The organism is Aliivibrio wodanis (genome assembly GCF_052920805.1).
In genome coordinates this window covers 1,222,186-1,243,646 of sequence record NZ_JBREXA010000002.1, presented here as the reverse complement: position 1 = coordinate 1,243,646, position 21,461 = coordinate 1,222,186, and the positions used below count along the sequence as shown (strand labels likewise).

The 21,461-nt window shown below is 39.7% G+C and carries 19 protein-coding genes and 2 pseudogenes; 10 read left to right on the top strand and 11 right to left on the bottom strand.

From position 1 onward, the window contains the following. Nucleotides 1-16: 16 nt before the first annotated feature. Nucleotides 17-1,066, top strand: coding sequence for a quinolinate synthase NadA (gene nadA, locus ACU5DF_RS13585; protein ID WP_446713265.1), 1,050 nt, complete (start codon nt 17-19; stop codon nt 1,064-1,066). A gap of 22 nt (nt 1,067-1,088) precedes the next feature. Here the strand turns inward: nadA and ACU5DF_RS13580 are convergent, their stop codons facing one another. Beyond that, nucleotides 1,089-2,597, bottom strand: a complete 1,509-nt coding sequence (locus tag ACU5DF_RS13580) for a sensor domain-containing diguanylate cyclase (RefSeq protein ID WP_446713264.1) — start codon at nt 2,595-2,597, stop codon at nt 1,089-1,091. 493 nt (nt 2,598-3,090) lie between these two features. On the opposite strand from ACU5DF_RS13580, the gene hflX reads away from it, so the two are divergent. From hflX to ACU5DF_RS13565, 3 genes are all read left to right on the top strand, one after another. Beyond that, nucleotides 3,091-4,425, top strand: coding sequence for a GTPase HflX (hflX, locus tag ACU5DF_RS13575; RefSeq protein WP_446713263.1), 1,335 nt, complete (start codon nt 3,091-3,093; stop codon nt 4,423-4,425). Between the two features lie 317 nt (nt 4,426-4,742). Further along, nucleotides 4,743-5,753 carry a porin gene (locus tag ACU5DF_RS13570; protein WP_446713262.1) on the top strand — a complete coding sequence of 337 codons (1,011 nt, stop codon included), beginning with the start codon at nt 4,743-4,745 and terminating at the stop codon, nt 5,751-5,753. A 164-nt stretch (nt 5,754-5,917) separates the two neighbouring features. After that, complete coding sequence (locus ACU5DF_RS13565) at nt 5,918-6,343, top strand: GNAT family N-acetyltransferase (RefSeq protein ID WP_446713261.1); 426 nt, start codon at nt 5,918-5,920, stop codon at nt 6,341-6,343. A 97-nt stretch (nt 6,344-6,440) separates the two neighbouring features. On the opposite strand, the gene ACU5DF_RS13560 is transcribed toward ACU5DF_RS13565, so the two are convergent. The 5 genes from ACU5DF_RS13560 to ACU5DF_RS13540 all read right to left on the bottom strand — a co-directional run bounded on the left by ACU5DF_RS13560 (nt 6,441) and on the right by ACU5DF_RS13540 (nt 10,799). Next, on the bottom strand, nt 6,441-7,421 hold the full coding sequence (locus ACU5DF_RS13560) for a zinc-dependent alcohol dehydrogenase family protein (RefSeq protein WP_446713260.1): 981 nt from the start codon (nt 7,419-7,421) through the stop codon (nt 6,441-6,443). A 123-nt stretch (nt 7,422-7,544) separates the two neighbouring features. Then, nucleotides 7,545-7,862 (bottom strand): hypothetical protein, encoded by a 318-nt coding sequence (locus ACU5DF_RS13555; protein WP_446703623.1) that lies wholly within the window; start codon nt 7,860-7,862, stop codon nt 7,545-7,547. A 63-nt stretch (nt 7,863-7,925) separates the two neighbouring features. Further along, entirely contained in the window at nt 7,926-9,086 is a 1,161-nt protein-coding gene (locus tag ACU5DF_RS13550) for an MFS transporter (protein WP_446703624.1), read from the bottom strand. A 208-nt stretch (nt 9,087-9,294) separates the two neighbouring features. Further along, nucleotides 9,295-10,149, bottom strand: coding sequence for a carboxylate/amino acid/amine transporter (locus ACU5DF_RS13545; protein ID WP_446713259.1), 855 nt, complete (start codon nt 10,147-10,149; stop codon nt 9,295-9,297). A 134-nt stretch (nt 10,150-10,283) separates the two neighbouring features. Beyond that, nucleotides 10,284-10,799, bottom strand: a complete 516-nt coding sequence (locus tag ACU5DF_RS13540; RefSeq protein WP_446714240.1) for a phage integrase N-terminal SAM-like domain-containing protein — start codon at nt 10,797-10,799, stop codon at nt 10,284-10,286. A 236-nt stretch (nt 10,800-11,035) separates the two neighbouring features. Here ACU5DF_RS13540 and ACU5DF_RS13535 point away from each other — a divergent pair, with 236 nt between their 5' ends. Beyond that, complete coding sequence (locus ACU5DF_RS13535) at nt 11,036-11,911, top strand: hypothetical protein (protein WP_446713258.1); 876 nt, start codon at nt 11,036-11,038, stop codon at nt 11,909-11,911. Between the two features lie 22 nt (nt 11,912-11,933). On the opposite strand, the gene ACU5DF_RS13530 is transcribed toward ACU5DF_RS13535, so the two are convergent. After that, nucleotides 11,934-12,890 carry an IS110 family RNA-guided transposase gene (locus tag ACU5DF_RS13530; RefSeq protein ID WP_446711595.1) on the bottom strand — a complete coding sequence of 319 codons (957 nt, stop codon included), beginning with the start codon at nt 12,888-12,890 and terminating at the stop codon, nt 11,934-11,936. A gap of 345 nt (nt 12,891-13,235) precedes the next feature. On the opposite strand from ACU5DF_RS13530, the gene ACU5DF_RS13525 reads away from it, so the two are divergent. Both ACU5DF_RS13525 and ACU5DF_RS13520 read left to right on the top strand, forming a co-directional pair. Next, nucleotides 13,236-13,847: a hypothetical protein gene (locus ACU5DF_RS13525; RefSeq protein ID WP_446713257.1), complete on the top strand. Its 612-nt coding sequence runs from the start codon at nt 13,236-13,238 to the stop codon at nt 13,845-13,847. A 133-nt stretch (nt 13,848-13,980) separates the two neighbouring features. Next, complete coding sequence (locus ACU5DF_RS13520) at nt 13,981-14,769, top strand: DUF2971 domain-containing protein (protein ID WP_446713256.1); 789 nt, start codon at nt 13,981-13,983, stop codon at nt 14,767-14,769. Between the two features lie 262 nt (nt 14,770-15,031). Here the strand turns inward: ACU5DF_RS13520 and ACU5DF_RS13515 are convergent, their stop codons facing one another. Together ACU5DF_RS13515 and ACU5DF_RS13510 are read right to left on the bottom strand one after the other, a co-directional pair. Next, entirely contained in the window at nt 15,032-16,099 is a 1,068-nt protein-coding gene (locus tag ACU5DF_RS13515) for an IS91 family transposase (protein WP_446713255.1), read from the bottom strand. Then, nucleotides 16,096-16,984 (bottom strand): annotated as a pseudogene (locus tag ACU5DF_RS13510) (site-specific integrase). Before ACU5DF_RS13510 ends, ACU5DF_RS13515 begins: the two are co-directional and overlap by 4 nt. A gap of 235 nt (nt 16,985-17,219) precedes the next feature. Here ACU5DF_RS13510 and ACU5DF_RS13505 point away from each other — a divergent pair. Further along, complete coding sequence (locus tag ACU5DF_RS13505) at nt 17,220-17,849, top strand: LIM domain-containing protein (protein WP_136996105.1); 630 nt, start codon at nt 17,220-17,222, stop codon at nt 17,847-17,849. A 259-nt stretch (nt 17,850-18,108) separates the two neighbouring features. Here the strand turns inward: ACU5DF_RS13505 and ACU5DF_RS13500 are convergent, their stop codons facing one another. Both ACU5DF_RS13500 and ACU5DF_RS13495 read right to left on the bottom strand, forming a co-directional pair. Next, nucleotides 18,109-19,176, bottom strand: a complete 1,068-nt coding sequence (locus ACU5DF_RS13500; RefSeq protein WP_446713254.1) for an IS91 family transposase — start codon at nt 19,174-19,176, stop codon at nt 18,109-18,111. Beyond that, a pseudogene (locus tag ACU5DF_RS13495) lies at nt 19,173-20,059 on the bottom strand (site-specific integrase). Before ACU5DF_RS13495 ends, ACU5DF_RS13500 begins: the two are co-directional and overlap by 4 nt. A gap of 226 nt (nt 20,060-20,285) precedes the next feature. Here ACU5DF_RS13495 and ACU5DF_RS13490 point away from each other — a divergent pair. Continuing rightward, nucleotides 20,286-20,393, top strand: a complete 108-nt coding sequence (locus ACU5DF_RS13490; RefSeq protein ID WP_446713253.1) for an AAA family ATPase — start codon at nt 20,286-20,288, stop codon at nt 20,391-20,393. Between the two features lie 78 nt (nt 20,394-20,471). Next, the gene (locus ACU5DF_RS13485) at nt 20,472-21,428 is read left to right on the top strand and encodes an IS30 family transposase (RefSeq protein WP_446711606.1); all 957 of its coding nucleotides are present in this window, start codon (nt 20,472-20,474) and stop codon (nt 21,426-21,428) included. The last annotated feature ends 33 nt before the right edge of the window (nt 21,429-21,461 follow it).

Genomic DNA, 21,461 nt, shown 5'->3' with positions numbered 1-21,461 from the left:
ATTGATGAGCTAAGCAATGGGCCATATTCTAGATCATGTCGACACCGTATATCCTTTTCCACCAAAACCCCTCAAATTAAGCAGTGAAGATAAAAAGCAGTATATTGCTAAAATCAAACAGCTGTTAAAAGATAAAAATGCAGTATTAATAGCGCATTACTATACTGATCCAGAGATCCAAGCATTAGCTGAAGATACCGGCGGATTTGTTGGTGATTCATTAGAAATGGCTAAATTTGGTAATCGTCATGATGCAAAAACATTAGTGATTGCTGGTGTTCGTTTTATGGGCGAATCTGCAAAGATCTTAACGCCTGAAAAAACGATTTTAATGCCAACATTAGAAGCAGAATGTTCACTTGATTTAGGTTGCCCCGCAGACAAATTTACAGAGTTTTGTGATGCTCACCCTGATCATACTGTTGTTGTCTATGCAAATACCTCAGCAGCAGTTAAAGCACGTGCTGATTGGGTTGTAACTTCTAGTATTGCATTGGAAATTGTAGAGCACCTAGATGATGATGATAAAAAAATCATCTGGGGACCAGATCGTCACCTAGGTTCATATATTGCGAATAAAACTGGCGCAGACATGCTGTTGTGGCAAGGTGAATGTATTGTTCACGATGAGTTTTCAGCAAAAGCATTAAAAGATGCAAAAGCACTTCACCCTGATGCAGCCGTATTAGTGCACCCAGAGTCACCAGCAAGTGTGGTTGAATTAGCAGACGCTGTAGGCTCTACAAGTCAGCTAATAAAATCAGCAAAAGAGTTGCCACAGCAAAAAATGATTGTAGCGACAGATAAAGGCATCTTCTTTAAAATGCAGCAAATGGTTCCAGAAAAAGAACTGTTAGAGGCTCCAACAGCCGGTGCAGGTGCAACATGTCGTAGTTGTGCTCACTGTCCGTGGATGGCGATGAATGGCCTTGTAGCGATAGAGAAAGCGTTGAGTGAAGGTGGCGCAGAGCATGAAATCTTTGTTGATGAAGAGATCCGTATAAAATCTTTAATTCCATTAAATCGCATGTTAGATTTTGCTGAGCAATTAAATGCGAATAAGTAAATAACAAGCAGTAATACCAACCCTAACCACTATTTGGGTTGGTATTATAATTACTTTTGGCTGTACATGACTGATATTTCTCAATCACATACCTATTTCGACCATTAGCTTTCGCTTGATAGAGTGCTTGATCTGCAATAAGTAATATCTCTTTTTGACAGTGTAATGGCTGCTGTTGGCAACTTACCATCCCTAACGAAATAGTTAACCAATTAACCTCTGTTTCTGTATATTTATGAGGGATTGCAAGTCGATTGATACTTTCAATAAGTAAACTAGCTTCTTTCTCACTATCAATTGGTTGAGATGAAGAAAGAACAATATAGAACTCCTCTCCTCCAAAGCGAGCGACAAATTTATCACACTCAGTTGCTGATTCTTTTAGTGCTTGAGCTACCATCTGAAGAGCAATATCTCCTTCTAAGTGACCGTAATTATCATTAAATGGCTTAAAATAGTCGATATCAATTAAAGCAACGCTGATATAGTTTTTATGATGATCATTTGATACTTCATCCCAGTGTATCTGTAATTTTCGACGATTGGCTACTTTTGTTAAGGTGTCATGGTAAGACATCCATTCGAGTTCTTTTTTTTGTGTATCTAATTCAATAAAAACTTGATTAATGTGGTGGGCAAAATCTCGTATTTCTTGTGATATAAAGCGATCTGCTAAGGCTGTAGGAGGAATATCTCCTTTACTTAAATACTCTAATGTAAGTCGAGCTTTTTTAAATGGCTTAAGGATCAAATGAGCAAGGTATAGATTGGCAATAAACATAAAGCTAGCAAAGGATAAAATAGCGCTAAGCTCCCCAAAACTAATAAATCTAGGTATTTTTATAGTGTGATTTATCATAAAGTAAGTAATTGATTTATTATCAGAATCCAGTTTTTTAATTATAGAAATATTGTTTTTGGATGGTAACTCTTGAATCTTAGATTTTTCTTTTATTAGGATGGTGACATCAATACCTGTTGCTAACTTCAGGGTATGCGTGAATTTTTTGTTGATAGGTTTAAGCATCATCATATAACCTTTATCACAAATCTTCCCGTGGCTATTACAAACTCTCGATGTTGCCATAAGAACAGGATTATCATTTATGACTAAAAATTTAGTGTTAGTGGTGATTTTATCTTTAGGTGATTGTAATGTGTTAGCAAGTAAAGACCCAAACTTATAGCGGATCTCATCATATGAAAGTTCTTGATCCAAAAATGGGTCATAATGTCGTCCCCAGATAAGGTTAACATTACTGTCAAAGATAAAAATTCCGTTTAGTTTTAATGAAGAAAAAGCATGATCATTTATGCTGTCATCAATAAATTCTTGGTTAGGCTTATCAATGTAATCAGAAAGGTCATTCCATGAGGCATAATCTTCTAAGGAGTTTGTTAAATCACGCTCGGTTAAGTTAAGAACGGTTTTTATACGATTAACTTCTTCTGACTGCTGTTGTTTTGCCACCTCTAGTGCTTTATCGTAGTTCCAAAAATAATGAATACAGAGATAACTTATGACAAACATAAGAGATATTGTCAGTGAGACTAATATGGTGAGCTGCTTTAGGGACCGATGAGATAGCTGCATCTTAAATTCATACTCTATTCTTTGGAATGAAAGTCAAACACCAATATGAGTTAAGTAACTCTTCAGGTGCTAAGGATAACCGACAGATTTGATATAGATAGAGATAGGTTACTACTTAAATTTTAGTACAATTTAGGTAGATAATCACACGGAAAAATAATTATAAGTAATTGACACCTCTTTAAGTATGGAGATAATTTATGCTATTGCTTAGTTTCTTTACATTTGCTTTTTTGATGTAAAATCATGTGATTATTTAGAGGGGCTTTAGTGGCGTCTAAATTATTAAATACACAATCACGTTATTGCCTTTCTCTTAATTCTCTACATTTAGCCTTTATTTATCTATCAAGCTTATCCATAACAGCGTAGGATCAGGCTAACTTTAGATAAAAATCAGGCTGCACTATAAGTGCATTAAGATAAAATCATGAAACTAACAGAGAAACCACTACTAAATAATGCCTTGCTTATTTCTATTTGCACACCGCAATTCAAAGGTGATGAAGCAAAAGAGTCCCTTGCAGAGCTGGGGCGATTAGTCACAACTTTAGGCTTCAAAGTTGTTGGTACGCAGTCACAGAAACAAAGTTCCACTCAAAAAGTAAATGTATTGGGCGCCGGAAAGTTGGCTGAAATCGCTCACATTACAGGTAATCAAGGTGAGGACAGTGACTCAGACACTGAAGATTTCTTTGATGAAACAGACTTTGATGATATCCCATCAGAAAACCTTCCATTTGGTAGTGCTGATGTGGTGGTTTTTGATTGTGATTTAAGTCCTTCACAACTGCGTAATGTAGAAAACCAATTAGGTGTGAGAGTTTATGATCGCACCGGGATTATCATTGAGATTTTTAGTCGTCATGCTCGTACACGTACGGCACGATTACAAGTTGAAATGGCTCGTCTTAATTATGTCGCGCCGCGATTAAGAGAATCAACCGTTGGTGATAATGAACGCCAAATGGGTAAAGGTGCGGGTGAAACAGATTTAGAACTGGATCGCCGTAAAGTGCGTGATCAATTAGCAGAATTAAGACGTGAGTTAGAAAGCGTTCAAGATGAGTTAAAAGGTCGCCGTAAACAACGTTCAGAGCTTTTCTGTGTTGCTTTAGTTGGTTATACCAATGCGGGCAAATCATCAATGATGCGAGCATTAACAGGCAGTGAAGTTCTTGTCGAAGATAAACTGTTCGCAACGCTTGATACTACGGTACGTGCATTATACCCAGTGACCCAGCCTCGAATTTTAGTATCAGATACCGTAGGCTTTATTAAAAAACTACCTCATGATCTAGTTGCTTCATTCCATTCTACGTTAGCAGAAGCGCATGATGCCTCACTACTGCTATATGTAGTTGATGCTTCAGACGCAACGTTTAGAGCACAACTTGACGTGGTGCATGAAGTGCTTGGAGAAGTCGGTGTTGATGGGATTGATAAACTATTAGTTTTAAACAAATCTGATCAACTGACTCCTGAAGAGCAAGAAGCATTGATGGAAGAATTTCCAGATGCGATGATGACATCTACTCGAGATCCGCTTGATGTAGCAAAATTGCATAAATACATTGTGAATGCTTCTGAGCAAGGAATGATTGAAGAAGAGATCATCGTTCCTTATACAGCTAAAGGTATTATGGGTGAAATCCGCTCAAGCATGAGTGTTGTCACTGAAGAATATGAATATGATCATGTTAAATTAACAGTTCGTTCAAGTGCTATTGATTTAGCAAGGCTAAAGAAGTTAATGTCTAAGTAATTTGTTATTAATTATTTAAAGTAAAAGCCAAGGTATGAAAATATCTTGGCTTTTTTTAGTTCTTATACTTTGTATATTAATTTATTCTATTGTTTTATATTTTAATAAACAATATTTATGCACCAAAGCCTTTTATTATTCTATGACACCTGGTTTTTTATAAATATATTTATTTATAGCGTTTTCATAAGATAGTTTCTATTTACTGATGTAATTCAGTAAAATTACCGTATTTCTCATCATCTGATTAGTGAATAATTCTCCCAATTCGAAGCCAGTCATGGCAAACAATAATTAATACTAAATCAGTGAGCATTATGAAAAAGACAATTTTAGCAGTACTTATCGCATCAACAGCAACGACTGCGATTGCAGGTGATATTTACTCAAATGACACAACGAAAGTATCATTTGGTGGTGAAGTTGACGCATATTTATCAACAATGGATACGCCATCTCAACAACAAGATGCGGATGTGAATGTTTGGGCAAAAGTTCAAATGGACGCAGAGCAAAAAATAAATGATACCCTAACTGGTTTTGCATCATTTGAAATTCAATCAGGCTCTTGGTACGACGGAACAAATGCTAACGCGACTTTTGATGATGTATTAGTTGGTGTTAAAACTGACGTTTGGGGTGTTGCTGTTGGTGAAGTTGGTGATTTAGCAGAATCAGCGGATGCGATTCAAAAAGACGATATCACTAACGAAGGCATGTACATGGGCTCAGTAGGTGGTAACCACCGCGAGAGTGCTGGTAAAGGCGCAGTAGCGAAAGTAAAAGTTGGCCCAATGGTATTTGTTGCTGATGTAAACACAGTAACTGATTCAGAAATTGGTAACACATACGGTGTGTCTGCTGATTTCCAACATGAAATGTTCTCTGTAGGTGCGACTTACATTTCTGGTGAAGCAACTGCACAAGATGATTATGAGTTATACGGTGTATCGGCATCTGCAGAAATCAATGGCCTATATGTAGCAGCAACATACGCTGAGTTTGAAAATACAAGTAGCTATGGTTTCTATCGTTCAGCTGAAGTAAAAGATAATGTAATAGATAGTGGTGAATTGACTTCAGGTAACACAATTGGCCTTGCTGCTTCTTACCAATTAAATGAGACGCGCATTTACACAACTTATGCAATTGCATCTCTTGATGACACAGTAACTCAAAAATACGGCGATACAACGAACTGGGTTATCGGCGCAGATTACGCAGTAGCAAGTAACATTAGTACTTTTGTTGAATACCAGCAAGCAGAAGCGGATTGGGAAGCAGATGATGCATCTACCGTTGTTGCGGGTGTTTACTACAGCTTCTAAGTTGAAGGTCTAATTTAACCAAATAGCAATAATCCACTGCACCTTGGTTTAAATGCCACACTTATTTATTGAGTGTGGCATTTTTTTATTAGTAAGATTATTTTTGGTATTGATCTTGAGTAAGGTAATATCACCGAAGAAGTAAATATATTGAGAGTATGAAGATGTTTGAGATCAGAAACGTAAATTATACTGGTGAGAATGAACAAGCGATTCGCGAAGTACGTGATTCCGTGTTTATTCAAGAGCAAAACATAGATCCTGACATTGAGTTTGACGGGCTAGACGAATCAGCAGTACACGCAATTGTTTATAGTAATGCTCAGCCAGTTGGTACAGGCCGTATTTTAGACGATGGACATATTGGTCGTATTGCTATTTTGAAAGCATTTCGAGGACAGGGTCTAGGAGCTAAAATTGTTTTATCATTGATTGATGAAGCAATAAATAAAGGCTATCCACGAGTCTATTTAGGATCTCAAAAGCACGCAATAGATTTTTATACTAAATTGGGTTTTGAACCATTTGGTGATGAATTTATGGAAGCAGGGATCCCGCATTTATCAATGGAAAAGCTGCTCAATAAATAATTGAGATACAGCTAAAGTGTATATAAATAGAGTGCGTTTTATTCTGCACTCTATCTTCTTTTGTGACTGAATAGCTGCCGTTATAAAGAGCAAGAACTTAAAAAGAAATCAGTATTTTCCCATTATTATTTACTGTTCTGTTTTGTATTTCTTCAATCGCAGAGTGGAGTAATGCGATAGGTACTATTTTATCTATTTTTGTTTCTGCAATCCCTTTATGAACTAATTTCATTACCTCATTCAGTTTGTGTTGAATATCCTTTTTTGAGGCAGAATGAATCCATTGTCTTAAGTGAAAATATGAGAATGTAACATCGGGTCTTTCTTGCCAAAAACTAGCAGGGATAGGCACACCAGATAGCAGCCCATAGTTAATAAACTGTCCATTTATCTTTAATAACATTGCTTGTTCTAACGCTTTATCCCCTCCAATACAATCCAGAATAGCATCAACGCCACCGTGTTCTTTGAGAGAGTGAAACTGCTGATAACTCGTACTGTTTTGAGTATTTATAATGGCGCTTAGTTGGCAATTCTCAAAGAGAGCTTCAGTATTATCACGACGAACTAAGGCAATAGGTACAACTCCCAAATGATTCAGCATGCGTATTATCATTAGGCCAATAGCTGAAGTTGCTCCATTGATAATTAAAGACATTCCATTTGTGATCTTTAATTGCTCAGTCAACATTAACCAAGCTGTCATCGGATTAATGTAAGACGTTGCAGCTTGCTCATCACTAAGATAGTCAGGAATTGAGAAGCACCATTTCTCATCAATATTTCGATAGGTTTGCCATGAACCAGCACTTCCAATGGGTAAGACACGATCCCCAATAGAAAATGACGACTTAGTATCATAACAACTATTGATTATACCCATACCTTCAAAGCCCGGAATAAAAGGCAATTGAATACGGGAGCGATATGCGCCAGAAATAGTAATAAGATCAGAGGGGTTAATAGAGCTATATTTCATTTTTAATTGAAGTTGATGAGGGGCAAGGGGAGCAGGAGAACTGTTTTCTAATTGAATGGACTCTAGTGGTAGGCCAAATTTGTTTACAATCGCTCTCATCAAGTATTACCTGCATACATTCTTAAAATAGAAATCAGTATGTAATATATCAATAGCGATAAATAAATACAAAAAAGGCGCAGTGTAATTAAACACTGCGCCTTTCATAAATTGGTTGATTACTTAGTAATCGCTGTCGCTTGGTTCGATAAAGAACTCACCATCAACAGTTTCTGTTATTTCTAGGATTTTTACAATTTCGCCATTAATGGTGATATTTGCTAGGCGAACAGGATCTTCATCATACGGGTGAAAAGGTGCCATTTGTAGCTCGATACGGTACTCTTCATCATCAGCACCTTGGAACCAGCCTTCACCAAATTCTAGCTCTATCTCGTCACCTTCTTCAGGGCAAGTATGATAAGCCGAAACAAGTAGGGCACCTTCAAAATTAAGGGTCATCGTATCACCCCATTCTACAACGTATTGAGCATCTTCCATTGTTTATTACCTTTAGCGATTGTGGTGCGCATTGTAACGCGCACCCTTCGTAAATCCTACTGCTTATTCACCAGCAACCATTGGGCGGTGTTGGCGCATACTTGCTAATAACATATAAATAGCAGTTGCTAATAAAATAGCAAATAAGTAACTCATCAAACCTTCAGCCGTATTCATTAAGGTATTTGCAAGTACTGGACCGCATACTGAGCCAATGCTGTAGCTAAATAGCATTACTTGTGTTGCTGATACGATATAAGATTCATCTAGCGTATCGCACCCTAAAGAAATCGCGATAGGGTAAATAGCAAACGCAGACATACCAAGCAGAACCAGTGCCGTAGCAAGAACTGCAGTACTGTCACTCAATGTTGTTAAACCTATCGAGAAAACCCCTAAAATACAAAATAGAGCCATTAACAGTGTTTTTCCTAAGTGCTTAGATAAGTAAGACACAAGAGGTTGAACCGCCATTCCACCAAGAACGATTAGTGCCATTAAACTGCCAATCTGAGCCATGTTAATATTTCTGTGTTTTAATTCTAAAGGCATTAAGCCATAGACAGCACCAAGCAATAAACCAGAAACCACACAGCCCATGATTGATGCTTTGTTTAGTTTTAGGATTTGTTTCAGATTTAACACATTGTGATGCTGTACTTGTGGTTGTGCACCTTTGCCAAACAATAAACAAGCAATAGCCATCATGATTAAACCAATGATCATGTAGTAAGGCAGTAAACCTTCAATACCGATAAAGCCGATACCAAGTTGACCTAATGATGAACCACCATAAAGCGCACCCATGTATAAACCAAGACGTTTTGGACGGCTTTCTGCATCACCAATTAATAGCCAAGATTCAACTACAACAAATACGCCTGCAACCGCAATACCAGCAACAAAACGAGCAGTCATCCATACCCATTCAACAGGCATAGCAGGAAGGACCACAATTGTGGCTGCAAGTAATGCTAAAAATAATACAAAAGCGTTCTTATGCCCAAGACGAGCAACAAACGGTTCAATAAGGCCTGCACCAACAAGAAGGCCAGCATAAAATGCACTGGCTAACCAACTGGCGTATTTCGCCTCAATCCCATACTGGCTTAGCATCAATGGAATAAGGCTCATTAAATAGCCAGATGCGACAGCAAATAAAGAAAGTGCAATCACAGGGATAAGTAGAGCAGGTTGTGATTGAGTTGATGTTGTTGTGTTCACCGCAGTGCCTCAAAAAAGTAATAGTAGGAAGTAGATTTTCCGCGACTATGAGGCTAAAAGAGAGAGCAAGTAAAACAAGCAATTTTTCTTGTGAAGATGAATATTGTTTATGGAAAAAATGACTATAAGAAAGGCGATTTATATAAAATAATAAAGAGGGGCGCGGTGAGGAATGGTGAGTATCTTGAGGTACATACTCACCATTTTTTTAGTGATGACGTCGTTTTTCAAGTTGATTATTTACTAACAAAGCAAGAAGGATTAACCCTCCTCCAATACTTAAACGTAAAATATCAGCATCACGGTTCCAAATAAGTAAGTTCACTAATATACCAGCAGGAATAAGTAAATTATTCATCACGGCTAAAACACCAACGTTGACCAATGTTGCCCCTTTATTCCACATAAAGTAACCAAGGCCAGAAGCAATAGTGCCTAAATAAACCAGAACGCCCCATTGTGTGGTTGTCGTTGGTAGTTTTTCGCTGTTGCCAAAAATAGCGTAGCAGACAGTCGCGACAATTAATGCGCCAATAAAGAAGAAGCCAAAAACATTCTTTTGTTCAATTGTTTGATCTTTCATTAAGCGTTTATAGCAAACTTGACCAGTCGCAAAGCATAAATTAGCCCCTTGAACCATAGCAAACCCAAGCAGGAAATTAGAATCAAGACCGTTATAGCGAATGGTGATAGCCCCTAAAGTTGCGATCACGGCACTAATCATAAAGTTAAGATGGAATTTACCTTCAAAGGCATCATTTAACAAAGTGATATAAATTGGTGTCATAACCGTGAACAGTAAGACTTCAGGAACGGTTAGGTATAGGAATGACTGGTAATAAAAAACGTACATTAAACCAAGTTGAATAGCACCAATCAGCATAAGCTTGATGGCAATAGGTGCGGATACTTGTTTAGGACGTAAAAATGGAATAAAAATCAAAGTGGCTAAGCCAATACGCATCAGTACAGAGAACCAAGCATCAACTTGTCCTGCGAGGTAAACCCCAATCAAACTGAAGGAGAAGGCCCAAAGAAGGGTAATTGAGAGTAAATATGACATGAGTAATCCATTAATAAAACCAGTGGTAGCATTCTAAATGAGATTTACTATCAGTAAAGGGAAAGATAAGAAAATAAGAGTGTAATAGCTTTATCTATATTTATAGCTCTCTATATCGAAATGAGATGCCTTACTCAACACGCGATGTCAGCGGTGCTTAGTTTGTTTTGATGAAGCAAAACATAGGCTAAATATTGAAAGTCGATATCTTGATAGCGTAATCGTAAGCACTCTGTAACTCGAAGCCCAGAACCATACATTAACTGTACTTGTAATAAAAAATCAGGGGAGACTTGTGACAATAATTGAGATATCTCATTGCGAGTTAGTACCGTTGGCAACTTTCTATCTTTATTCGATTTTTTAAAGCGAATATCAATGTCGATTGGTTGTTCTAAGATTTGTTTGTAAAGAAAAACCAGTGCATTGAGGGCTTGAGACTGAGTTTTTGACGCGACATTTTTATCTATAACCAAATGGCTAAGAAAAGCCTCTACAGCGTCTGAACCAAGTAACTCTGGGTGTGTTTTGTTATGAAAATAAATATATTGTTTTACCCAGTATAAGTAGGCCGATATGGTACTTTTTGCATAATGTCGAGCGCTCATAAAATTCTCAATGCTTTTGAGAAATGGAGATTTAACAGGCATCATTTTTACTTTTAATAATTAACATACAATAGACTTTAGTTTGAATTTCCTTCATAAGACGACAATATGTCGTAGATCATGAGTCATATCACTGAGGTAAATGTTTTATTGCATTGATTTACATATAGCTTTAGAACAGAATGGTATTTTTAATAAAAACACTATAGATAAATATTATAGGTGTATTATAAGACATTTTGTCGTAGATAAAGCGTTAAATTGCTACGGAGTTAGTAGTGAAATTTGGATTTTTGATAAACAAATACAAAGTTACAGGCGATGGATTTGCAATTGCTCCTCTGGAGGAAATTGATGCTACTATCGAGACATTTTACAACACGACCAGCGTCAGTCATGGTTGGATTTATGGTCCTGAACGTGAACTAACTAAAAGCCATACAGAAAAGAAAAAATTTTCTACTAGGGCTCCTATAACGTGTTCAAGCTATTATTCTATGCCGCCTACTCATCAAGTTACTACATCGTGCGATGATGTTGAGTTTTCGAGATTTCTCATCTTGGGATATGGGTTTCTAAATGGTATATACCTAAGTCCTGAGGGGAATTTGTATCTCGACCGTGTGCCTTATGAGTGCGGAAAACTTACGGGTTTAGTTTTAGTTGGAACAGACAGGCAGTTGGGCATGCAGCAAATAGCAAGTTTTTATAGAGGTGCATCACCTCAGGATAGGAAACTGGCATTTTCTATTCTGCATTGGTTTTTGCTAGGTCAAACTCACAGGTATCCTTGGGAAAAATTTGATTCTCAGTATAAAGTTCTTGATGGGGTGTTTAGGCTTTCAAAACTCAAGTCCTCAAGCCACGCAGAACGACCTGTTGTATTAGCAAAAGAGTTTGGCGTAACCCTGCCACGCTGGGCTGAGTTAATAAAACATCGAAACAGTAGACTAAGTAATATTAGAAATGAATTAGCACATGAAGCTAGGTTCGACGGAGAGCCGATTGGCTATGCTCACCCAAAAGAAAACTTCGGCGTTGAATTCTCATCATTCAACATTAAGTTGATTTGTGGTGTGTTGGGCATTAAATCGCAATACCTAAGAGAAAAACCAGACTGTATAGAATACTGCGCGTGGAACATCGCAATTTAACAAACGACTATGGTGTCAATAACTAAATGTTAGCGTGGTTTTTATCCCACATGACACCATCTCGTATCATTGAATTGAGTATGACAACCATCTTTCTAACACAGGCAATAATAGCGAGTTTTTTGGGTTTTCCTTCAGCGACGAGGCGATTGTAAGTCGACTTAAAAACGGGGTTACATTGCATTGCTGACATCATGGCCATATAGAGAACCGTCCGCACTTGCTTCCGGCCTCCTTTGATTTTTCGGTGACCTTTGTAGCGGCCACTGTCCCTATTCATAGGAGCTACTCCAACCAAAGCAGACGCTTTTTTATTACTAATACTTCCAAGCTCTGGGAGATTACTTATTAGCGATGCAGCGGCAACTTTGCCTATGCCAGGAACGCTCTGAAGGATGTCATTTTTATGCTTATATTCATCGCAAGACTCAATAAGTTTAATGATTTTTTCTTCTATTTTTTGGATTTGATTCTTAAAGGCCGTAAGGATTGGTTTAATGGTCATCGCTAGTTCTTTAGGGAGTATTTGAAGGCGATTCTTTTCCATAGTTTGCATGGATAATAATTGATTTCTACGAATGACTAAGTCGCTCATTAGCCTTATGTTTTCAGGCTTTAGAGTTGACAGTGGGGGGGCAATTCTTTCCGAGTACAAGGCAATTAATTGGGCGTCTAATTTATCTGTTTTGGCTATTTGTCCAATAGCGCCAGCAAATCGTCTTACATGAATAGGATTAGCAACAACGTATGGAAGCTTAGCTTTTGAGCAAGCAAGAACGAAGGGAACTTCAAGTCTGCCTGTTGCCTCAATAACGATACGTTCTGGCTGATGCTTTTTAATGGTTACTATGGCTTCTTTGATGCCTTTAGCGTCATTAGAAACAGAAAAGAATAGACCTATAGGTCTGATGAAAATGTCTAGTTGAGTTTTACCGGTATCAACACCGACATTGATGCTTTGAAATGTAGGATTATTCATAATAAGCTTACTCTTGTTTGCTATAATACGGGTTCGAGACCCAGTCGACTATTCGAGTGTAGGCTTGGAGTTTATACAGCGTTCGCGTTTGTTATCGGTCTCTCGATAGAGGATCCATGCATCAACCGAACTACTGTATAAATCAACTTTAGTTGCAGCTAAAGTCTGGGTCTCACTTTACCCTAATTGAGTGTTTATTATCCATACAAATGCATCAACACGATTTGCTACACTCGGCGTTGTCAGTTTGTCTTTAATTTCAGTGATTAAGGCAGTAAAATTCAGCTAAGTCTGTATCGTAGCAAACGTGTTATGCAGGCGTTAGCTTATTAAAGGAGTTTTGATATGAAATGGTGGGAAAAGACAGTTGAGTACCTATTTGTTAAAAAGTATTTGCCCATGGAAACAATGATCTCTGCATTTGATGGTAAACATGAACAAATAGGTGATGTAGTTTTACAGCATGCTAGAAGCTGGATAATGATTGAGTTCAAAGTGGACTCTGAGGCGATTAAAAGTGAGAAAAGAAAATTTTTTGATTATTATGCAGCTTGTAAAGAGCTGTCTAATTTAGATAATCATCACTTTATTATTTTCGGTGCCATAAATTTCGAGAATGATAAATTCACCTTGTGTGGAGAAACTTATTTTTTACGTAAACCGTCAGGAAATATTGAAAAACTACTTCATTCTGGATTGGATAAAGACAATTTTATTGGGTACCTTGAACGTTTTCTTTACCATAAGAATGGCGGTTCAAATGGTGGTGGTGGTGGTGGTGGCTTAACAGCAAATGATTACGCTTTAGTCGCGGGTATTAGTAGTGATGGTCAAATTGTCCAATGTAAAACTCTGCATGAATTTGGATTAGAAAATGGAATGAAAATTGAGCAGCAGCATATAATGTCGAGAGGGTACTCTATCAATAAGGACTTAGACGGTCCGTCATTCTCATAAGCTAACAAACAATTTAAGAGTGATTCGCCACGCTTGGCACTTTTGCTTTGGTTAAGTTTTGTGATTAAGGTGTTCAATTTTAGTCAGGTGAAAGGCTCACACCTTAATTGGGCGTTATGTGATTAGGATAAAAATGAGTATTCCGAAAAAATTATACAAATATGAGAGTGTCACCACTCAAGCTTTAGCTAATCTCAAAAATGGTCAAATATATTTTTCGCTTCCAAGCCAATTTAATGATCCATTTGATTGCTCACTTCCAATTAGCCTAGATCTCAACGTCAAATCGTTAGCAAGGTTTCAGCAGAGTTTCCTTAGTCGTGGAAATCTACCTGAACTTAGCGTCAAGCAGCTTAATGGAATGAGTGACAGCGCTTTGTCTGAAATGCTGAATAGAGCAATGTATGAAATTTTAGGCACTACATTAAAAGGTAAGGGGATCTCTTGTTTCTCAAGTGATTTAGACAATCTTCTGATGTGGTCTCACTATGGAGCAAAGCATACTGGTTTTTGTTTAGAATTTGATACTTCGCTTGAGCCGTTTAGCAAAGCTAGAAAAGTCAAATACGTTGATGATTTCCCGAAGTTAGACGCAGAGGTTATGGTTGTTGATTGCAACTATGAGCCGGTTATCGAATTGCTTCATACCAAGTCGACAGCTTGGCGCTATGAAAATGAATGGCGCTGTATACATGCAGAAGCTCCATTGGCATATACGTACGAGCAAACATCCTTAACTGGGGTTTACTTTGGTTCTGAAACTGATGAGACATCCATTGAAATTATTTGTCTTATTTTACAAGGGCAGAATCCGAATGTTCGATTTTGGAAAGGGAAGAAATGTGAAGACAAATTTGACTTGGAGTTTGAGGAGTTTTTCTATACCTCGCATATTAAAGCAAAAGAGTTGGGTGCCATCTAATCACATAACAAATAAGGATTAAGCGCTGCGCAGCCAGCGTTAAATCCCGGGTGTTGAACAAGCCCGTAGCCACTTCTTTATAGTAAATTGTGCGATCTAGTTTGGTGGGCGTATCGCCTTGAGTGTTTTTTCAAGGCGAACGAAGCCAAGATAAGATTACGATAGTAATCGTATCAATGGGTTAGCTGTTTTTTATCGTCTTTTTTGTTATATCTCCTCTAGGTTAACTTCAGCCATTATCCTTATTATGTTTGCCTTTCGGCTATCTCGGTCGCGTTATTCCCACGCACTCCATGTCATGCTGACAGTGTGGGCAGGTTCGTATTGCTTTGGTGCGGATAGTCATAGTAGTTGGCGGAGTTTGATAAAAAATGCCAAGCATGAGTAGTTGGATACGAACTCGCAGGGCTCTCGCTTGGCCACGTAAAAAACCGTAGTCACGTACTCGTTGTAAGCCTTTAGGCAGTACATGCTGCAAGATGAGGAGCAAGAATTCAAGGATGGGTAAGGTACGTGTCTTTATTGTATTGGTTTTACTTTCCTTGTAACGGAAAGTGACACTATGGTCATCACTGTGGATGATGTCGTTGTCTGGTAGTACGCCTCGGTACAGGTAGCGTGACAGGTACTCCAACGCAGGCTCACCATAGCCTACGCCTTGACAGTCAACGATCCATTGTTTCGGTATAGATTTAGGTAACCACAGTTGAGGGTGTTGATTGATGGCCTCAAGTAATCGCGCTCGCCAGACCTTGGCAAGAGCGAACTCGTTAAATAAGTACCTTTTGTTGCCTTTGTGCCATACTTGTTTGGATGAGTCATACCTTCCGCTTGCGGAGATAACGTGTATGTGTGGATGCAGATCTCTTTTTCTGCTGTGGGTATGCAGTACGGCGGTAAAACCCAGTTCCCCTTTTTGCTCTTTTTGAGCAAAGCTTTTTAGCACGCTGGCAACAACCGAGAACATCACTTGATACAGCGCTTTGGGCTGTTTTTTAGCGAGTATTCTCAGTTGATATGGCAAGGTAAAGGTGGTCATAAAGTAGTGTGTAGGCAGAAGCTTTTGTTTTTGGCGTAGAAGCCAATCACAAGTGGTGCGGTGTTGGCATTGTGGGCAATGTCGATGTCCACAGGATAAGGGCAGTCGGTCATCGTGATGGCAGTTCGAGCAAAACCATTGCGAGCGGCCTTGCTGCTCGGTTTTACACCTAAGCATGGCGGACATCGCCTTGCGAATGTCGTGGCTGACTTGAGTGTTCACTTTTGGTGATAGGAGGTGGCGCTCAAGCTCATCTTTATGAACGCGTAACAATTCAATGAAAGTACTCATGCTTCCTCCCAGATTAAGGTTAACGTGTCTGCAAGTTGGTTTATGGCCTAGTGCGGCGTCACGCTGTTTGAGTGGTGTCATTTGAGTGTAACGGGCAGTGGTGTTCAGACTGGCATGGCCGAGCAAGGTTTGCAGCGACCGAAGGTCGAGCCCTTGTTCCAAAAGGTGCGTTGCAAAGCAGTGTCTAAGTGAGTGGGGAGAGAGTATTTTTTGGATGCCACAGTCTTTGAGCACCGACTTCATGGCCTTTTGAATACCGCCTCGGTCCATAGGTTTATCAATGCTTACTCCCAACCCTGGGAAGACTAATTTAGGATGTTTATGAGAGACCCAATGAGTTCGAAGCGCATGAAGGGTTCGCTTGGGCAAGGGAACCAATCGGTCTTTACCCCCCTTACCATCTCGAACGTGTACTTGCATGGTGTGGGCGTCAATATCGTGGATAGTTAAGTTAAGCCCTTCGCTCAAGCGAAGTCCCATCGTATATAAGGTCAGAAAGAAGGTTTGATAGCGGCGTTGTCGAGTCCTGCTAATGAGTAGAGCCACTTGTTGTGGCGTCATGATATCGGGCAGTTTTTGGGATTGAGGGGGCTTAACGATATCAAGCCATACCCACTGTTTATTTAAAGTGTAGCGATAGAAAAACTGTAAGCCATTGCGGTCGAGTTTAACGGTGCTCCACGAGTGAGTGCTAATCAAATTGGCGAAGAAGCTTTTTAAATCAGCCGTACTTAATGTATCGGGACAACGGTCAAAGAACTCGGTAATCCGACGTACAGCACGAGAATAGGCATCGATGGTAGCAGGTCGTTTACCTTGAAGAGTTAAGTTGGTAAGGTGTAATTCATAAAAGTGATGATATCGCTCTAGTTCAGTTGGGCTCATGGTGTTCACTCCTGTTATCCGCCATCAAAATGATGGAGGTACAGAAAGTATGGACGATGCAGGCTTCACTCTGCCGCGAAGCGGTTTCGTTCAACAAGGCATTTAAGAGTGATTCGCAACGTTTGGCGGTTTCACTCCGATTTGAATTTAGTGTTTACGGTGCAATGGTTTAGTTTGGTGTTATAGCGTTGTCGCACCTTAATTGGGCGTTAAGTTACTAAGGAGGTATCTCAAAATGGAAGTGAACTGTTCAAAATGTGGGCGGAAGATCGAATCTGAGAATATTAATGTTTCGCTGGATACAGCTTACTGTCAAAACTGTGAAAATCTAACTTCGCTTGCGTCGATATTAGAGGCAGCATCTGACAGTAAGTTCGATAGTACTCAAAAGGTTAATGGCGTACATATTTCTGGCAATGACTATGATTGGTCTATTGAACTTTCAAATCGAAGTTGGGCGGCACTTTTTTTAGTTCCGTTTACTGTGGTGTGGGTAAGTATTGCTCTTTCTGGAATATATGGAACCCAGTTAATGAATGGAGAGTTCGATTTTAAACAATCTCTCTTCGGGTTGCCATTTCTAATAGGCAGTATTGTATTAATTAGCATTACTCTAATGAGTGTTTTGGGTCGTACCTATGTTTCAAATGAAAATGGTAAAGGCCTCATTTTTATAGGGGTGGGTTCTATAGGTTGGTACAGAAGGTTTGAATGGCAAAATATTGCTAGAGTAAGGGAAGTAGGGCTAGGACAGCGTAGACATATTTCATTAGAAGGAAAGCAACGAATAAACTTGGGTTGGGGGCTAAGCACGGAAAAGCTATATTTTATGTCTAGCTTTCTAAAAACGAAGTTGAAAACGTAACTTAACAAATAAGGATTAAGCGCTGCGCAGCCAGCGTTAAATCCCGGGTGTTGAACAAGCCCGTAGCCACTTCTTTATAGTAAATTGTGCGATCTAGTTTGGTGGGCGTATCGCCTTGAGTGTTTTTTCAAGGCGAACGAAGCCAAGATAAGATTACGATAGTAATCGTATCAATGGGTTAGCTGTTTTTTATCGTCTTTTTTGTTATATCTCCTCTAGGTTAACTTCAGCCATTATCCTTATTATGTTTGCCTTTCGGCTATCTCGGTCGCGTTATTCCCACGCACTCCATGTCATGCTGACAGTGTGGGCAGGTTCGTATTGCTTTGGTGCGGATAGTCATAGTAGTTGGCGGAGTTTGATAAAAAATGCCAAGCATGAGTAGTTGGATACGAACTCGCAGGGCTCTCGCTTGGCCACGTAAAAAACCGTAGTCACGTACTCGTTGTAAGCCTTTAGGCAGTACATGCTGCAAGATGAGCAACAAGAACTCAAGGGTGGGTAAGGTACGTGTCTTTATTGTATTGGTTTTACTTTCCTTGTAACGGAAAGTGACACTATGGTCATCACTGTGGATGATGTCGTTGTCTGGTAGTACGCCTCGGTACAGGTAGCGTGACAGGTACTCCAACGCAGGCTCACCATAGCCTACGCCTTGACAGTCAACGATCCATTGTTTCGGTATAGATTTAGGTAACCACAGTTGAGGGTGTTGATTGATGGCCTCAAGTAATCGCGCTCGCCAGACCTTGGCAAGAGCGAACTCGTTAAATAAGTACCTTTTGTTGCCTTTGTGCCATACTTGTTTGGATGAGTCATACCTTCCGCTTGCGGAGATAACGTGTATGTGTGGATGCAGATCTCTTTTTCTGCTGTGGGTATGCAGTACGGCGGTAAAACCCAGTTCCCCTTTTTGCTCTTTTTGAGCAAAGCTTTTTAGCACGCTGGCAACAACCGAGAACATCACTTGATACAGCGCTTTGGGCTGTTTTTTAGCGAGTATTCTCAGTTGATATGGCAAGGTGAATGTGGTCATAAAGTAGTGTGTAGGCAGAAGCTTTTGTTTTTGGCGTAGAAGCCAATCACAAGTGGTGCGGTGTTGGCATTGTGGGCAATGTCGATGCCCACAGGATAAGGGCAGTCGGTCATCGTGATGGCAGTTCGAGCAAAACCATTGCGAGCGGCCTTGCTGCTCGGTTTTACACCTAAGCATGGCGGACATCGCCTTGCGAATGTCGTGGCTGACTTGAGTGTTCACTTTTGGTGATAGGAGGTGGCGCTCAAGCTCATCTTTATGAGCGCGTAACAATTCAATGAAAGTACTCATGCTTCCTCCCAGATTAAGGTTAACGTGTCTGCAAGTTGGTTTATGGCTAGTGCGGCGTCATGCTGTTTGAGTGGTGTCATTTGAGTGTAACGGGCAGTGGTGTTCAGACTGGCATGGCCGAGCAAGGTTTGCAGCGACCGAAGGTCGAGCCCTTGTTCCAAAAGGTGCGTTGCAAAGCAGTGTCTAAGTGAGTGGGGAGAGAGTATTTTTTGGATGCCACAGTCTTTGAGCACCAACTTCATGGCCTTTTGAATACCGCCTCGGTCCATAGGTTTATCAATGCTTACTCCCAACCCTGGGAAGACTAATTTAGGATGTTTATGAGAGACCCAATGAGTTCGAAGCGCATGAAGGGTTCGCTTGGGCAAGGGAACCAATCGGTCTTTACCCCCTTACCATCTCGAACGTGTACTTGCATGGTGTGGGCGTCAATATCGTGGATAGTTAAGTTAAGCCCTTCGCTCAAGCGAAGTCCCATCGTATATAAGGTCAGAAAGAAGGTTTGATAGCGGCGTTGTCGAGTCCTGTTAATGAGTAGAGCCACTTGTTGTGGTGTCATGATATCGGGCAGTTTTTGGGATTGAGGAGGCTTAACGATATCAAGCCATACCCATTGTTTATTTAAAGTGTAGCGATAGAAAAACTGTAAGCCATTGCGGTCGAGTTTAACGGTGCTCCACGAGTGAGTGCTAATCAAATTGGCGAAGAAGCTTTTTAAATCAGCCGTACTTAATGTATCGGGACAACGGTCAAAGAACTCGGTAATCCGACGTACAGCACGAGAATAGGCATCGATGGTAGCAGGTCGTTTACCTTGAAGAGTTAAGTTGGTAAGGTGTAATTCATAAAAGTGATGATATCGCTCTAGTTCAGTTGGGCTCATGGTGTTCACTCCTGTTATCCGCCATCAAAATGATGGAGGTACAGAAAGTATGGACGATGCAGGCTTCACTCTGCCGCGAAGCGGCTTCGTTCAACAAGGCATTTAAGACAGATTCGCAACACTCGGCGTTTTCAATTCAAGTTGAGTTTTGTGATTACGGTGTAATGGTTTAGTAAAGTGGTAGTGTTGCTCACTACTTAATGCGGCGTTAGCATGCAGGAGTAATATGAAGAAAATTCTCATCATTGGTAATTCTGGTTCAGGTAAGAGTTGGTTGTCGAAACAGTTATCCCGAAAACTTCAGTTGCAAGAAGTTCCTAGATCCCAAGAATAACCGACACACTTTGGTATAGATTAGAGAGTCAGTTGCCTATAAGCTTCAAGCTCTCACACAATCAACTAAGGTAACCACATGGGACACCAATATAAGCAACTGACACTAAGTGAAAGATACCAGATTGAAGCTTGGAATACACATAGTATTTCTGCTCGGGAAATAGGACAAAAATTAAAACGGAGCAATGGCTCCATTTCAAGGGAATTACGACGCTGTCCTGTTGGAAGTTATTCTGCCGAGCAAGCGCATAAACATGCTTTTCAAAAAAGAACACTTTCAATTAAGCACACAAAGTGTGGCCAAAAGAATAAGAAAATAATTCAAATATACCTACAACTTGGTTGGAGCCCAGAGCAAATATCTGGACGAATGCATAAAGAAAAAATAGAAAATACAATATGTTGCAGTACTATTTACAATGTAGTTAAAAGAGAGCATTGGCAAAGAATGCTTGCTCGAAAAGGTAAAAAATACAAACAGCGTAAAGGTGTAGAAGCTGGAGCAAGACTAATTCCCAACCGTGCTGATATCTCTCTCCGGCCTGCTATTGTTGACGATAACTCAGAAATTGGCCACTGGGAAGGTGATACTGTTTATGGTCAAGATGGGTATTTAGTCACTATGGTAGAGCGAGTATCTAAGCTATTAGTTACTTGCAAAGTACGTAGCAAGTCTAAAAAAGCAGTCACTCGTGGGATAAATCGCATGATGAAGCCCTTTAAAGAACTTTGCAAAACAATCACATTTGATAATGGCGGAGAGTTTGCAGGTCATGCTAAGATAGCTAAGCATCTGAACTGTGAAATTTATTTTGCTAAACCTTACCATTCCTGGCAACGAGGTTTGAATGAAAATACCAATGGTTTACTAAGGCGTTTTTTCCCAAAGGGAATGGCCATTGGAGAACTTGCTGCAAAAGAGGTTAAACAGGCAGAGTTTTTGATTAATTCGAGACCTAGAAAGGCATTAAATTTTCTGAGTCCGAGTGAGTTTTTAAGCGGTAAGCGTGTGTCGGTTATTGTTACGATCTAGCAATGAGTTTGTAGCGGAAACAACATGCTAACA